The organism is Streptosporangium sp. NPDC006013, assembly GCF_040614275.1.
GTDB lineage: Bacteria > Actinomycetota > Actinomycetes > Streptosporangiales > Streptosporangiaceae > Streptosporangium.
The window spans coordinates 1-14,237 of record NZ_JBEXUE010000262.1; the positions used below are offsets into that span (position 1 = coordinate 1).

At 69.0% G+C, this 14,237-nt stretch carries 8 protein-coding genes; 4 read left to right on the top strand and 4 right to left on the bottom strand.

All coding sequences use genetic code 11. From position 1 onward, the window contains the following. Both ABZ260_RS31790 and ABZ260_RS31795 read right to left on the bottom strand, forming a co-directional pair. Positions 1 to 1,052, bottom strand: a 1,052-nt coding sequence (locus ABZ260_RS31790) for a glycosyltransferase family 4 protein (RefSeq protein WP_355625188.1), incomplete at its 3' end; no start/stop codon positions are given. A gap of 73 nt (positions 1,053 to 1,125) precedes the next feature. Beyond that, the gene (locus ABZ260_RS31795) at positions 1,126 to 3,246 is read right to left on the bottom strand and encodes a glycogen debranching N-terminal domain-containing protein (protein WP_355625190.1); all 2,121 of its coding nucleotides are present in this window, start codon (positions 3,244 to 3,246) and stop codon (positions 1,126 to 1,128) included. A 312-nt stretch (positions 3,247 to 3,558) separates the two neighbouring features. Here ABZ260_RS31795 and ABZ260_RS31800 point away from each other — a divergent pair, with 312 nt between their 5' ends. Beyond that, positions 3,559 to 5,439 (top strand): FAD-dependent oxidoreductase, encoded by a 1,881-nt coding sequence (locus ABZ260_RS31800; protein ID WP_355625192.1) that lies wholly within the window; start codon positions 3,559 to 3,561, stop codon positions 5,437 to 5,439. 52 nt (positions 5,440 to 5,491) lie between these two features. Here the strand turns inward: ABZ260_RS31800 and glgP are convergent, their stop codons facing one another. Then, complete coding sequence (glgP, locus tag ABZ260_RS31805) at positions 5,492 to 8,071, bottom strand: alpha-glucan family phosphorylase (protein WP_355625194.1); 2,580 nt, start codon at positions 8,069 to 8,071, stop codon at positions 5,492 to 5,494. A 349-nt stretch (positions 8,072 to 8,420) separates the two neighbouring features. On the opposite strand from glgP, the gene ABZ260_RS31810 reads away from it, so the two are divergent. Genes ABZ260_RS31810 through ABZ260_RS31820 form a run of 3 tightly spaced genes read left to right on the top strand, consistent with a single transcriptional unit; the run spans position 8,421 to position 13,609 of the window. Then, positions 8,421 to 10,541, top strand: a complete 2,121-nt coding sequence (locus tag ABZ260_RS31810) for an alpha-1,4-glucan--maltose-1-phosphate maltosyltransferase (RefSeq protein WP_355625196.1) — start codon at positions 8,421 to 8,423, stop codon at positions 10,539 to 10,541. A 46-nt stretch (positions 10,542 to 10,587) separates the two neighbouring features. Continuing rightward, on the top strand, positions 10,588 to 12,291 hold the full coding sequence (gene treS, locus ABZ260_RS31815) for a maltose alpha-D-glucosyltransferase (RefSeq protein WP_350914588.1): 1,704 nt from the start codon (positions 10,588 to 10,590) through the stop codon (positions 12,289 to 12,291). Positions 12,292 to 12,295: 4 nt separating this feature from the next. Further along, positions 12,296 to 13,609 (top strand): aminoglycoside phosphotransferase, encoded by a 1,314-nt coding sequence (locus tag ABZ260_RS31820; protein ID WP_355625199.1) that lies wholly within the window; start codon positions 12,296 to 12,298, stop codon positions 13,607 to 13,609. 95 nt (positions 13,610 to 13,704) lie between these two features. Here ABZ260_RS31820 and ABZ260_RS31825 read toward each other — a convergent pair. Next, positions 13,705 to 14,237, bottom strand: a 533-nt coding sequence (locus ABZ260_RS31825; RefSeq protein ID WP_355625201.1) for a chitobiase/beta-hexosaminidase C-terminal domain-containing protein, incomplete at its 5' end; no start/stop codon positions are given.

Below are 14,237 nucleotides of genomic sequence, written 5' to 3' on the forward strand. Positions count from 1 at the left end.
CTCGCCGCGACGCGCTCTCCGGTCCGCCTCGACGGCCCGGCGACCACCCTGCGATAGATCGCCTCGTACGCGCGGGCCATCGTCTCCACCCCGAAGAAACGCTCCGCCCGGGAGCGGCAGGCGTGCGGGGCGAGCACGCCGGCCGCCTCGATGGCGGCGGGGAGCTCCGCGGGGGCGCTCCGGATGAATCCGGTGACCCCGTCCACGACCACCTCGGGCACCGCGCCCCGGCCCAGGGCGACCACGGGCGTGCCGCAGGCCATGGCCTCGATCATCACCATCCCGAACGGCTCCTCCCAGAGGACCGGGAAGACCAGGCACCTGGCCGCGGCCAGCAACTCGCGTTTGCGGGCGGTGTCTGCCTCGCCGACGTATTCGGCGTCGGGACCCAGGCGTGGCCTGACATAGGCGTCGAAGTAGTCGTGCTCGATCTTCTCCGTGAGCTTGCCGGCCAGCAGGATGCGCCGCCCGGCCGCACGGGCGGCGTCGATGGCCAGGTGGGCGCCCTTGTCCTCGCTGAACCTGCCCAGCCAGAGCGTCCAGTCCTCCTTGCGTTCCCTGAAGGGGAAGGCCTCGACGTCGACGGCGTTGTGGACGACCCCCGCCCAGTTCAGGTCGGGGGCGATACGCCGCTGGGCCTCGGAGATGGCGACCATGGACATGCCCGCGCCGAGCACCCGGTAGTACTCGCCGTACTCGCCCCCCACCTCGCCGTGGCAGGTGATCACGGTCGGCACGGCCTGCGCGGGCGCGGTCAGCGGACCGGCCAGGGAGTGGTCGTGGATCACGTCCACGACGAGCTCCGAGCTCATCGCGTACGCCCTGGCGGCGTGCAGGACCTCGGGCAGCGCCTCGCCGATCCGCTCGGACGGCGCCCGCCCGTAGGTGGCCAGGAAGCGCGCCGGCGTCCCCGCCGTGCCCGCCCCGATCATCGTGACGTCGTGCCCGCGCCGGGTCAGCCCGGCGACGAGGCCCGCCACCATCGACTCGATGCCCCCGTAGCCGTGGGGTGGTACGTCGTACCAGGGCGGCGCGATCATCAGGATGCGCATGCCGTTGGACCACCCCGGGACAGCTCTGGAAGAAACCATGGCGACCTCACCTGGAGAGAGACGAAGGAAACGGTCAGTGCACCTGCCTCAGGGCGGCGGTCAGCGGGCTGCGCGGCGCGTTGATCAGGGTGATCCCGTCCGGCAGCCCGCTGATGGCGGCGCCGGACGCGCCGACGTCGATCGTGACCCTGGAGTCCGCGAGCGGCAGCCCCTGGATCCGCAGGCCCTCCAGCCCGACCGGATCCAGCCACACCCGCCCGTAGGGAATCCACGGCTCGAAGCGCAGCAGGCTCCTGACCAGCTGGATGGGGCTCGCCGCGGCCCACGCCTGCGGGGAGCAGGAGGTGGGGTACGGCACGGGCCAGGTGAACTCGGCCCGGTCGAACCCGCAGAACAGCTCGGGCAGCCGCCAGCCGAAGGCCTCGGCCGCGTCCAGCAGGCCGTAGGCGATCCGCTGCGCCTCCCGCGTGAAGCCGTAGCGCATCAGCCCGGACGCGATCAGGGCGTTGTCGTGCGGCCAGACCGAGCCGTTGTGGTAGCTCATCGGGTTGTAGGCGCCCATGGTGGAGGCGAGGGTCCGCACCCCGTACCCGGTGAACATCTCCGGCGAGAGCAGTCGCTCGGCGACCTGTGCGGCCCGGTCCTCGTCGACGATGCCGGCCCACAGGCAGTGCCCCATGTTGGAGGCGAGACTGTCGATGGCGCGCCCGGCGCCGTCGAGACCGACGGCGTAGTAGCCCCGGTCCGGCAGCCAGAAGCGCTCGTTGAAGGCGTCCCTGATCCGGCTCGCGCGGGCCGTCCACTGCTCCTCCAGAGTCGCGTCGCCGATCTCGTGGGCGAAGTGGGCGCGGGCGATGTAGGCGGCGTAGACGTAGCCCTGGACCTCCGCCAGGGCGATGGGCGGGCGGGCGAGGGTGCCGTCGGCGAAGTTGATGCCGTCAAAGGAGTCCTTCCATCCCTGGTTGATCAGTCCGTGGTCGGTCTTGCGCCGGTAGGACAGGAACGGGTCGGCGCACCTGTTGATCCAGTCGAGGGCGGCGTCGGCGTGCGGCATGAGTTCCTCGACGGCCTCCCCGTGCATGCCCCATCGGCGTAGTTCGCCCAGGACCATCACGAACAGCGGGGTCGAGTCCACCGAGCCGTAGTAGGCGCGGCCGGCCTGCGGCGAGGCACCGACCTGGGTCCCGAAGCGGAGCTCGTGCAGGATCTTGCCCGGCTCCTCCTCGGTGAGCGGGTCGTTGACGGTGCCCTGGAGCCTGGCCAGGCGGCGCAGGGTGCCCAGCGCCAGGCACTGGTCCATCTGGAGCGCCATCCACGAGGCCAGCAGCGAGTCGCGGCCGAACAGGGTCATGAACCACGGCGCGCCCGCGGCGATGGTCGGCGGTTCCTCCGGCCTGTCGGATTCGAAGAGCCGGAGCGCGCCGAGATCCTCCTTGGAACGTTCCAGCACCTTTGCCAGGAGGCGGTCGGAGGTGACGACGACCGGGCTGAGGCGCTCCCAGTCGGCCCGGCGCCTGGCGGGTTCCGCGTGCTCCAGGGGATAGCGCGTGGAGAACCAGGCCGGCGACTCCTCGCCCTCCAGGATCGGGTTGACCTGCAGGCTGACGGTCCACTCGCCCCGGGTGGGCACCACGACCCTGAAGATGAGCATGCCCGGCACGGCGAACGGCGCCGGCTCCGCCACCACCCTGGTGCCGCGCGAGCGGCAGGTGGAGATGATCAGCAGCCCCGACCTGTCGGCCGTCATCTCCACGTCGGCCACGTGCCTGACCCGGCCCGCCTTCACCTCGAACAGGTCCGCCACATCGGAGGCCACGTGGATGTCGACGACGCATCCGGCGGGCTCGTCGGCCAGGTTGCGCAGGGTCAGGTCCTCACGGAGGCCGCCGCCGACGTAGCGGTCCCTGATCACGAGCAGACTGCTCTCGACCCGCCCCGGGCGGGGGCCGGCCCTGCCGAGGAACGTCGCGTGGTACGGCTCGGCCGGCAGCACCCTGAGGGGCTCCACCGCCGTCTCGTCCACCCTGAGCTCCCAGCGCGAGAGCAGCCGGGTGTCGGCGTGGTAGACACCCTGCGCCCCGCCGGGCCGGATGTCGCCGTTGCGCGCGCACACGCAGAAGGAGCCACCCTCGACCAGGGTGACCGTGGTGTCGCCCAGCGGACCCGGCTGCCCCTCGAACGTCCATGCGTTCAATGCTCACTCCAGCCTGTGCGATATGTCGGCTATCTAGCCATTCCCACATAAAAGGAGAGAGAACTAGACAAAAGAGGTCCATTATCACGTTTTGCCCGATAAAAGAGCTTTTGTCCGATCCGGCTTGATATTCCACTCCCGGGCGCCATCACCCACCCACCGGCCCTCCGTCTGTCCATTGCGACAAAAACCGCAAAAAAACAGGCTCCGTCACATCGGTTGGAGTCACAGCCTGGAAGATCCTGGCACACCGGAAGGCAAACCGATAGTAGTCATCTCATTACCTAGAGTGACTAGCAACAGGAGGATGCCGTGACAGGTATCGACCGGCGAGGATTCGCCAGGCTGGCAGGGCTGGGCGCGGTGGGAGCCATGGGCTCCGCCGTGGCCCCCATGGCTCCCATGGCTCCCACGGCCTCGGCCGCCCCGGCCCCCACCGGCACCCGGCGGGAGCCGCGCGGCGGAGAGCGCTGGGACACCTGCCTGAAGGTGGCACGGGATCTGCTGCTGATCGACGAGGACGGCGCGGACCTCAAACTCGAATACCTCAGGGTGCTGATCGACAAGGGCCTGCCCAGGACCCGCAGCCCCAAGAGGATCCTGGTCGTCGGCGCCGGGATCTCCGGCCTGGTGGCCGCCACGCTGCTGAAGCGGGCCGGGCACCGGGTCACCGTCATCGAGGCCAACGGCAACCGGATCGGCGGCCGGATCAAGACCTTCCGGACCGGTTTCGCCGACCGACGGCAGTACGCCGAGGCGGGGGCGATGCGCATCCCCGACTTCCACCCGCTCACCCTCGCGCTGATCGACAAGCTCGGCATCTCCCGCCGCCTGTTCTACAACGTCGACGTGCGGCCCGGCGACGCGGCGAGCGGACCGACACCGCCGGTCGTCTACACCTCGCGCCGCGGACCGGTCTGGCGCTCCGGGCCGTCCCGCGGGGAGTTCACCGCACCGCAGCGGACGAACCACACCTGGATCCGGGTCAACGGCATCTCGCAACGGCGCGACGAGTACGCCAGGGACCCACGAAAGATCAACGCCTCGTTCGGGCTCAGGGACGACAGGACCGCGGGAAGGATCCTGGACGAGGCGCTGGATCCGGTCAGGGACTACTTCTCCGTCGTCCGCGGCTCCGAGCGGGTCGACAAGCCGCTGCCCGAGCTGATCGAAGGCTGGGCCCGCGTGCTGTACGACTTCGACGACCACTCCATGAACCGCTTCCTCCGGGAGCACGCCAGGCTGAGCGACGCGGCCATCGACGCCATCGGCACCATCGAGAACCTGACCTCCCGGCTGCCGCTGTCGTTCATGCACACCTTCCTCACCCGGAGCCTGGTCAACCCGTCGGCGACCTACTGGGAGATGGCCGGAGGCAGCCGGGAGCTGCCCTACCGGCTGGAGCCCGGGCTGCGCAGGAACATCCGGATGGACCGCCGGGCCGTGCGGATCCAGCACACCGCCCGGGGGGTGCGCGTCGAGACGGTCACCGAGACGGGCAGCACCGAGTCCGCCTCCCGGCCCCAGGGCAGGGGCGAGACGTTCGAGGGAGATCTCGCGATCATCACGATCCCGTTCTCCGCGCTGCGCCACGTGGAGATCACCCCGGCTCTGCCCTACCCGAAGCGGCGCGCGGTGATCGAGCTGCACTACGACTCCGCGACCAAGGTGCTGCTGGAGTTCCGCAGGCGCTGGTGGGAGTTCGACGAGCGAGACTGGAAGCGCGAGCTGGGCCCCCGCTACCGCCCTGGGCCCGCGAGCCACGTGACGGGCGGCGGCTCGGTCACCGACAACGCCAACAGGTTCATCTACTTCCCCTCACACCCGGTGCGCGGCAGCGAGGGCGGCGTCGTGCTGGCCAGCTACGCATGGGCCGACGACGCCTCCCGGTGGGACTCCATGGACGACGCCGAGCGCTACGGCCACGCGCTGCGCGGACTGCAGGAGGTGCACGGGGAGCGCATCGCCGACTTCTACACCGGCCATGGCCAGACCCAGAGCTGGCTGCGCAACCGCTACGCCTTCGGCGAGGCCGCGGTCTTCACCCCGGGCCAGATGACCGAGATCCACCCCGCCATCACCGCACCCGTCGGGCGGCTGCACTTCGCGGGCGAGCACACCTCGCTCAAACACTCCTGGATCGAGGGCGCCCTGGAGTCTGCCGTCCGTACGGCTCTGGAGGCCAACGCCTGACGGCGCCGTCCACCTGGCGCGTGCACCCCGCGCGCGCCGGGTGGACGCGCGCTCAACGGAGGGTGCCGTTGGTCATGCCCACCGGCTCCTCCGGCACCGTGACCAGGCCGAGTTCCGCGGGCGATGCCACCAGGGAGTGGTCGGGAACGACCCGGACCGTGTAGCCGAAGGGGCCGGTGCGCTCCAGCGGGATGGTCCCGCCGAAGACGGCCCTGCCGTCGTCACCCACGTTCTCGACCGTCAGGTCGGCGTAGGCGGGGGCGGCCAGGTCGTCGTGGTCCCCGACCCGCCCGTAGGCCGCCTGGACCCGGATGTCACCGGGCTCCAGCTCGCCGAGGACGATGGTGGCCTTCAGCCCCAGGGACGAGCCGAGCTCGGGGGTGTCGCCGAGACCCGAGGCCTCCACGTGCTCGACCCGCACGCCCGGCCAGGCCCTGCCGACCCTGAGCTTCCACGCCGCGAAGCTCCTGGCCTGCTCGTACCCGTCGCCGGACAGGGCGCGCGCGGAGGAGGCCGCGGGGGCGTAGAGACCGACCACGTAGTCGCGGAGCATCCGCCCGGCGAGCACCTTGGGGCCGAGCGAGGTCAGGGTGTGCCTGACCATTTCCAGCCAGCGCCGGGGCAGGCCGTCCGCGCGGTCGTAGAACCGGTCGGCCACCTCGTGCTCGATCAGGTCGTAGAGGGCGGTGGCCTCCAGCTCGTCGCGGCGGTCGGGGTCGGCGACGCCGTCGGCGGTGGGGATGGCCCAGCCGTTGGTGCCGTCGTACCACTCGTCCCACCAGCCGTCGCGGATGGACAGGTTGAGCCCGCCGTTGAGCGCCGCCTTCATGCCGGACGTGCCGCACGCCTCCAGCGGGCGGAGCGGGTTGTTCATCCACACGTCGCAACCCTGGACGAGCAGCTGGCCCAGGGCCATGTCGTAGTCGGGCAGGAAGACGATGCGGTGCCGCACGTCCTCTGCGTCGGCGAACTTCACGATCTGCTGGATGAGCTTCTTGCCGCCCTCGTCGGCCGGGTGCGCCTTGCCCGCGATCACGATCTGGACCGGCTTGACCGGGTCGAGCAGCAGCGCCCGGAGCCTCTCGGGGTCGGACAGCATCAGGGTGAGCCGCTTGTACGAGGGCACCCGGCGGGCGAAGCCGATGGTCAGCACCTCGGGGTCGAGGGCTTCGTCGATCCAGCCGAGCTCGGGCGGGGAGGCGCCCCGGTTGAGCCACGACTGGCGGAGCCGGGCGCGAGCCGCCCTGACCAGCTTCTCGCGCAGCCTCCCCCGGATGCCCCAGACGTCACCGTCGGAGATCTTGGTGATGCTCTCCCAGCCCTGGGCCCGCTCGACCAGCGTGGGCAGCTCCTGGCCGGCCAGCTCCATGATCTCGCGGCCCACCCAGGTGGGCGCGTGCACGCCGTTGGTGATGAACCCGATCGGGACCTCGTCGGCGTCGAAGCCGGGCCAGAGCCACTGGAACATCTCCCGGCTCACCGCGCCGTGCAGCTCGGAGACGCCGTTGACGCGCTGGGCCAGCCGCATGCCCATCGCGGCCATGTTGAACTTGCCCGGCTCGTCCTCGGCGCCGAGCGCGAGGATGCGGTCGGTCGGGACCGTGGGCCACGCGTTGTCGCCGCCGAACTGGCGGGCGATCATCTCCGCGGGGAAGCGGTCGATCCCGGCGGGCACCGGGGTGTGCGTGGTGAAGACGGTGCCGGCCCGCACCGCCTCCAGCGCCTCGTCGAAGGAGAGCCTGGCCTCGGTGAGTTCGCGGATGCGCTCCAGGCCGAGGAAGCCGGCGTGCCCCTCGTTGGTGTGGAACACCTCGGGCTCGGCGTGCCCGGTGACCCGGCAGTAGGCCCGGATGGCGCGGACGCCGCCGACGCCGAGCAGCAGCTCCTGGAGCAGGCGGTGGTCGGTGCCGCCGCCGTACAGGCGGTCGGTGACGTCGCGGGCCGCGGTGTCGTTCTCGGCCACGTCGGAGTCGAGCAGCAGCAGCGGCACCCTGCCGACCTGGAGCACCCAGACCTGGGCGTGCAGCGTGCGCTGCTCGGGAAGGCTGAGCTTGATCCGTACCGGGGTGCCGTCCTGCTCCTTCAGCAGGGTCAGCGGCAGGCCGCCCGGATCGAGGGAGGGGTAGTGCTCAAGCTGCCAGCCCTCGGGCGAGAGGGACTGGGTGAAGTAGCCGTGCCGGTAGAGCAGGCCGACGGCCAGGATGGGCACGCCGAGGTCGCTGGCCGCCTTGAGGTGGTCGCCGGCGAGAATGCCGAGGCCGCCGGAGTACTGCGGCAGGGCGGCGGCGATGCCGTACTCGGGCGAGAAGTAGGCGATGCTCCGGGGAGCGTCGGAGATGGTCTGGTACCAGCGGGGAGCGGTCATGTATTCGCGGAGATCGTCGGCCGCGTCGGCCAGCCGCCGCAGGAAGCGGCGGTCGGCGGCGAGCTCGCGGAGCCTTTCGGCCTCCACCGCACCCAGCAGGGCGACGGGGTCGTACCCGACACGCCCCCAGATCGCCGGATCGACCTCGCCGAACAGATCCAATGTCTCCGGGTGCCACGACCAGCGCAAATTCAGCACGAGCTCCCCGAGGGAGGCCAGCTCGGGGGGCAGGACGGTGCGAACGGTAAACCTGCGAATAGCTCTCACGGTGCCAGACCCTAGTTACTCAGCGCCACGAGGGCGACTCAAACACTCACCCGTCTCCCTCTCACCGTTATCAATCACCCCCAAACACATCAAAGGCCGGTGATCGACTGTTAGGACAACTCGCCGAAGAGTAAGAGGTCCCGCACTCTATCCACCGGCACGCATGAAGATGGACTATTAGGGCACGGACCTACGAGCCAGAATGCACTGCCCTCGGAACCGGCCGTCCCGGCAGGGCAGGGTTCCGCCCTGCCCCGAAAACGGCCGCCGGGGACGCTTGAAAATCGAAGATCCTTCCTTGCTGACTTCCCCGGCGGTACCGGGCGTGCCGCCGCTACCTTGAGACGCGATGATCGGACGAATCCCAATCCTGGACATCTACCCCACGGTCGAATGCGGGCGTTACCCCGCGAAGGCCGCCGCGGGTGAGACCTTCGAGATCTCCGCGACCGTGTTCCGCGAGGGACACGACGCGGTCGCCGCAGGGGTCGTGTTCACCGGCCCCGACGGCGTGCGCGGGCCGCTGCTGCCCATGGGCGAGCTCGGGCCCGGCACCGACCGCTGGGGCGTGGAGGTGACGCTGCCCACCGAGGGCGAGTGGCGCTTCCGGGTGGAGGCCTGGGGTGATCCCCTGGCCACCTGGCTGCACGACGCGAGCATCAAGATCCCGCGCGACCTGGACGCCGACCTGATGTGCGAGGAGGGCGCCCGGCTCTTCGACCGCGCGGCGAGAGCCGTACGGGCCGCCGACTGCGGGCCGGCGACCGGCAGTGTCGCGACCGGCAGGCCGGTGAGCGGCAGGACCCCCGCGGCGAGGACCGCGAGACGGGGCAAGGTCACCCAGGCACACGCGTGCGGGCACCGCGCCGCGCTCCAGGCGGTGGCCGCCAGGCTCCGTGACACCCGGATCGACCCGCGTGCCCGGTTCACCGTCGCCCAGCTTCCGGAGACGGCCGCGCTGCTGCACGCGCACCCCCTGCGCACGCTGATCACGAGGTCGTCGCCGCGCTCGGTGGTGGTCCACCGCCGCAGGGCGCTGTTCGGGTCGTGGTACGAGTTCTTCCCGCGCTCCGAGGGCGCGATCATCGAGCGGGACGCAGCCCCCAAGTCCGGAAATTTCCAGACTGCCGCGAAGCGGCTGCCGGCCGTCGCGAAGATGGGCTTCGACGTCGTCTACCTGCCGCCGATCCACCCGATCGGGCAGAGCTTCCGCAAGGGGCGCAACAACACCCTGACCCCCGAGCCGTACGACCCCGGCTCGCCCTGGGCGATCGGCTCGCAGGAGGGCGGTCACGACGCCATCCACCCCGACCTGGGCACCTTCGAGGACTTCGACGCCTTCGTGGCGAAGACCCGCGAGCTGGGCATGGAGGTCGCCATCGACCTGGCCCTGCAGTGCGCACCCGACCACCCGTGGGTCACCGAGCATCCGGAGTGGTTCAACATCCGCGCCGACGGCTCGATCGCCTACGCGGAGAACCCGCCGAAGAAGTACCAGGACATCTACCCGCTGAACTTCGACAAGGATCCCCAGGGGATCTACGAGGAGATCAGGCGGGTGGTGCGGCTCTGGATGGATCACGGCGTGCGGATCTTCCGGGTGGACAACCCGCACACCAAGCCGGTGGCCTTCTGGGAGAAGCTGCTGGCCGACATCAACGCCACGGACCCGGACGTGCTGTTCCTGGCCGAGGCGTTCACCCGGCCGGCGATGATGCGGACGCTGGCCAAGGTCGGTTTCCATCAGTCGTACACGTACTTCACCTGGAAGAACTCGCGCTCGGACGTCGAGGAGTACCTGAGCGAGCTCTCCCACGAGACGTCGTCGTACATGCGGCCGAACGTGTTTGTTAACACTCCGGACATTCTCCACGAGTACCTTCAACATGGGGGAGTCCCGGCATTCCTCATCAGAGCAGTACTTGCGGCGACGGCGATGCCGACCTGGGGCGTCTATGCAGGTTATGAACTTGCGGAGAATGTACCGGTTAGACCAGGCAGTGAGGAATATCTAGATAGTGAGAAATATCAATACAAACCCCGTGATTGGGTAGGGGCTGAGCGGGAAGGACGTAGCCTTGCCCCGTTCATCACGCAACTCAATTTGTTCCGAAGAGCGCACCCGGCGCTCCAGGAACTGCGTAATCTACGGTTTCACAGCGTTAACCATCCGGACATGGTCTGCTTCTCCAAGCGGCTGCCCGGCGCCTACGACACGGCCACACGACGGCACGGCCTGGGCGACGTGGTCCTCGTGGTCGTGAATCTGGATCCGCACAACACCCACGAGGCGACGGTGTCGCTGGACATGCCCGCCCTCGGTCTCGACTGGCAAGCCGAGTTCGTCGTGGACGACGAACTGTCGGGCGAGTCGTATCGGTGGCGGCAGGACAACTACGTGCGCCTCGATCCCCACATCCACCCAGCGCACGTCTTCACTCTGCGTGCAGCGGCGGCGAGCCAGCGGTGAGCCGGCCGGGTACGCGTATACCGGCAGAACAGCGGGGAGTCCACTGGTGAGTCAGCTACCTGAGCCAATTCCGAACACCTTCGACGAGGAAGAGCCGCGCGATCCCTACTGGTTCAAGCGCGCCGTCTTCTACGAGGTTCTCATCCGGGGTTTCGCCGACTCCAACGGCGACGGCACCGGAGACATCCGCGGTCTCATCCAGAAACTGGACTACCTCCAGTGGCTCGGCGTCGACTGCCTCTGGCTGCTGCCGCTGTACGAGTCACCGCTGCGCGACGGCGGGTACGACATCGCCGACTTCATGAAGATCCTTCCCGACTTCGGGGACCTCGGAGACTTCGTGAAGCTGGTCGACGAGGCGCACAAGCGCGGCATGCGGGTCATCGCCGACCTGGTGATGAACCACACCAGTGACCAGCACCCGTGGTTCCAGGCCTCCCGGCACGACCCCGAGGGTCCTTTCGGCGACTTCTACGTCTGGAACGACCACGACGAGCTCTACAAGGACGCCCGGATCATCTTCATAGACACCGAGACGTCCAACTGGTCGCACGACCCGGTCCGGGGACAGTACTACTGGCACCGTTTCTTCTCGCACCAGCCGGACCTCAACTACGAGAACCCCGACGTGCAGGACGCGATGCTGGAGGTGCTCCGCTTCTGGCTGGACCTCGGCATCGACGGGTTCCGGATGGACGCCATCCCGTACCTGTTCGAGCAGGACGGCACCAACTGCGAGAACCTGCCCAGGACCCATGAGTACCTGAAGCGGGTCAGGGCGGAGGTCGACCGGCTCTACCCCGACCGGGTGCTGCTGGCCGAGGCCAACCAGTGGCCCGCCGACGTGGTCGAGTACTTCGGCGACCCCGCCACCGGTGGCGACGAGTGCCACATGGCGTTCCACTTTCCGCTGATGCCGCGCATCTTCATGGCGGTCAGGAGGGAGTCGCGTTACCCGATCTCGGAGATCATGGCCCAGACGCCGAAGATCCCGGAGAACTGCCAGTGGGGCATCTTCCTCCGCAACCACGACGAGCTCACGCTTGAGATGGTGACGGACGACGAGCGCGACTACATGTACTCGGAGTACGCCAAGGATCCCCGGATGCGGGCCAACGTCGGCATCCGGCGACGGCTGGCGCCGCTGCTGGAGAACGACCGCAACCAGATCGAGCTGTTCACGGCGTTGCTGCTCTCCCTGCCCGGTTCTCCCGTGCTGTACTACGGCGACGAGATCGGCATGGGGGACAACATCTGGCTGGGCGACCGTGACGGGGTCCGTACCCCGATGCAGTGGAGCCCCGACCGCAACGCGGGATTCTCCGACTGCGACCCCGGCCGGCTGTATCTCCCGGTCATCATGGACCCGATCTACGGCTACCAGGCGCTCAACGTCGAGGCCCAGCAGCGGAGCGCGGGCTCGCTGCTGCACTGGACCAAGCGGATGATCGACATCCGCAAGCGCCACTCGGTCTTCGGCCTCGGCGCGTTCACCGAGCTGAACTCCTCCAATCCGAGCGTCCTGGCCTACGTACGGGAGCTCGGCGACGACCGGATCCTGTGCGTCAACAACCTCTCCAGATTCCCGCAACCGGTGGAGCTGGACCTCCGCCGCTTCGAGGGATCGATTCCGGTGGAGACGATGGGCGGGGTTCCTTTCCCACCGATTGGCGAACTTCCGTATCTTTTGACGCTCCCTGGGCATGGGTTCTACTGGTTCACCCTGCCGCCCGTATCCCAGGAGGCGTAAAGCCGTGTTGACGGAGCTCCTTACCGGTTGGATCACCCATCAACGATGGTTCGCCGGTAAGGGGCGCCCGATCGACAATCTCGTCGTCGACTCGGACGTGCAACTCGGACCACGCCTGCGCCACCTGGTCATCTCGGTGCACCAGGCCGGGGCACGCGACCGGTACCAGCTGCTGCTCGGCACCGACGCGCCCGATGAGTACCGCTTCAAGCCCGCCCACATCGGCGAGGACTACTACGACGCCGCCTATGACGCCGACCTCACCTGCGTCCTGCTGACAGGCATGGCGGAGAACCGCGATCTGGGCCCGCTCCGCTTCCGCCACCTCGACGGGGTGGAGATCAACACCTCCCTGCGGAGCCTGGTGCTCAACGCCGAGCAGTCCAACACCTCCCTGGTGTACGGCGACACCTACATCTGCAAGCTGTTCCGCCGCCTGACCCCCGGGGTCAACCCGGAACTGGAGATCGTCACCGCCCTGGCCCTCCGTGACGGCACCCACATCGCGCGGCCGTACGGCTGGATCGAGACCGACCTCGACGGCGAGCCCACCACGATGGCGATGACCCAGGAGTTCCTGTCGAACTCCAACGACGGCTGGGCGCTGGCACTGGCCAGCGTCCGCGACCTCTACGGCGCCCTGGAGTCCTCGGCCTCGGAGGCGGGCGGCGACTTCAGCGCCGAGTCCTTCCGCCTCGGCGTGGCCACCGCCCAGGTCCACCACGAGCTGGCCGCCGCCTTCCCCGTCGACGTGATCGAGTCGCAGGAGGTCAAGCGGATGGTCGAGGAGTTCGGCCGCCGCCTGGCCGTCGCGGTCGCCGAGGTGCCCGAGCTCCGCGAGCACGCCCATGTCGCCGAGGAGGCGTACCAGCGGGTCTCCGAGGTGGCCAGGGAGATACCGGTCCAGCGCGTCCACGGCGACTACCACCTCGGCCAGGTGATGCGGACCCCCACAGACTGGATCATCCTCGACTTCGAGGGCGAGCCTGGACAGCCCATCGCCGAGCGCCGGGCCCTGGCCTCACCACTGCGCGACGTGGCCGGGATGCTCCGCTCCTTCGACTACGCGGCCCGCCACCTGCTGGCCGACCACATCGACGCCGACGAGCTGCGCCCCCGCGCGGTCGAGTGGGCCGAGCTCAACCGCTCCTCCTTCCTGGCCGGCTACTCCGCCGGAGGCGGCCACCTGCGCGCCGAGGACGCCGTCCTGCTCCGCGCCCTGGAACTCGACAAGGCCGCCTACGAGGTCGTCTACGAGGCCCGCAACCGCCCGACCTGGCTGCACATCCCGATGGCCGCCTTCAGAACCGGCCATTAGGCGCCCGCCCGCGGCGCGCGGAGATCGCCGGCGTCGCCCCTCATCGGGACGGCCGCCGGCCGGTGGACCGGCGGCCGCACGAACATCTCAAGAGGTCAGCGGAGGTTGCTGACCTCCACCTTCTCCTTGCGGTAGTTGTTGCCATTGCCGTCGGGCTTGTAGTTGCTCTCCACGTTGCCCGCGATGTCCACGGCGAACCAGTGGATGTCGGAGGTCTTGTCGAGCGTGATCTGCTGGGAGCCCTCGCGCATTCCCGCGGCGAGAAGCTTGGTGGAGTTCAGCGTCGGCCGGCTGCCGTCCAGGGTGTAGTAGACGTTGGCGGGCTCGTCGACCTCGAAGGTGAACGTGGTCGACGTGTCGGTCCGGTCGGTCACCTTCACCTTGGAGGCGGGTTTCTTCTTGTCATCGGCGTACTCACGGGCCACCTCCAGGATGCCGATCTGGCCGGACGAGAACTCCATCGCCTCCTCGTGGCCCTCCTCGAACGGCGGCTGGAAGCCGACCGCCTCGAAGCGCTTGGTCTCCGGGTTGTAGACGTCCGCGCCGACCTCGAAGCTCCAGCCGATGATGCCCCGGTTGTACCAGTGCTCGTCGGCGCTGTTACCGGCCGCGGAGTACAGCACGTCCG

Excerpts from the sequence above, each read along its gene's own strand:
- ABZ260_RS31810 (WP_355625196.1), top strand. The coding sequence starts at position 8,421 with ATGATCGGACGAATCCCAATCCTGGACATCTACCCCACGGTCGAATGC.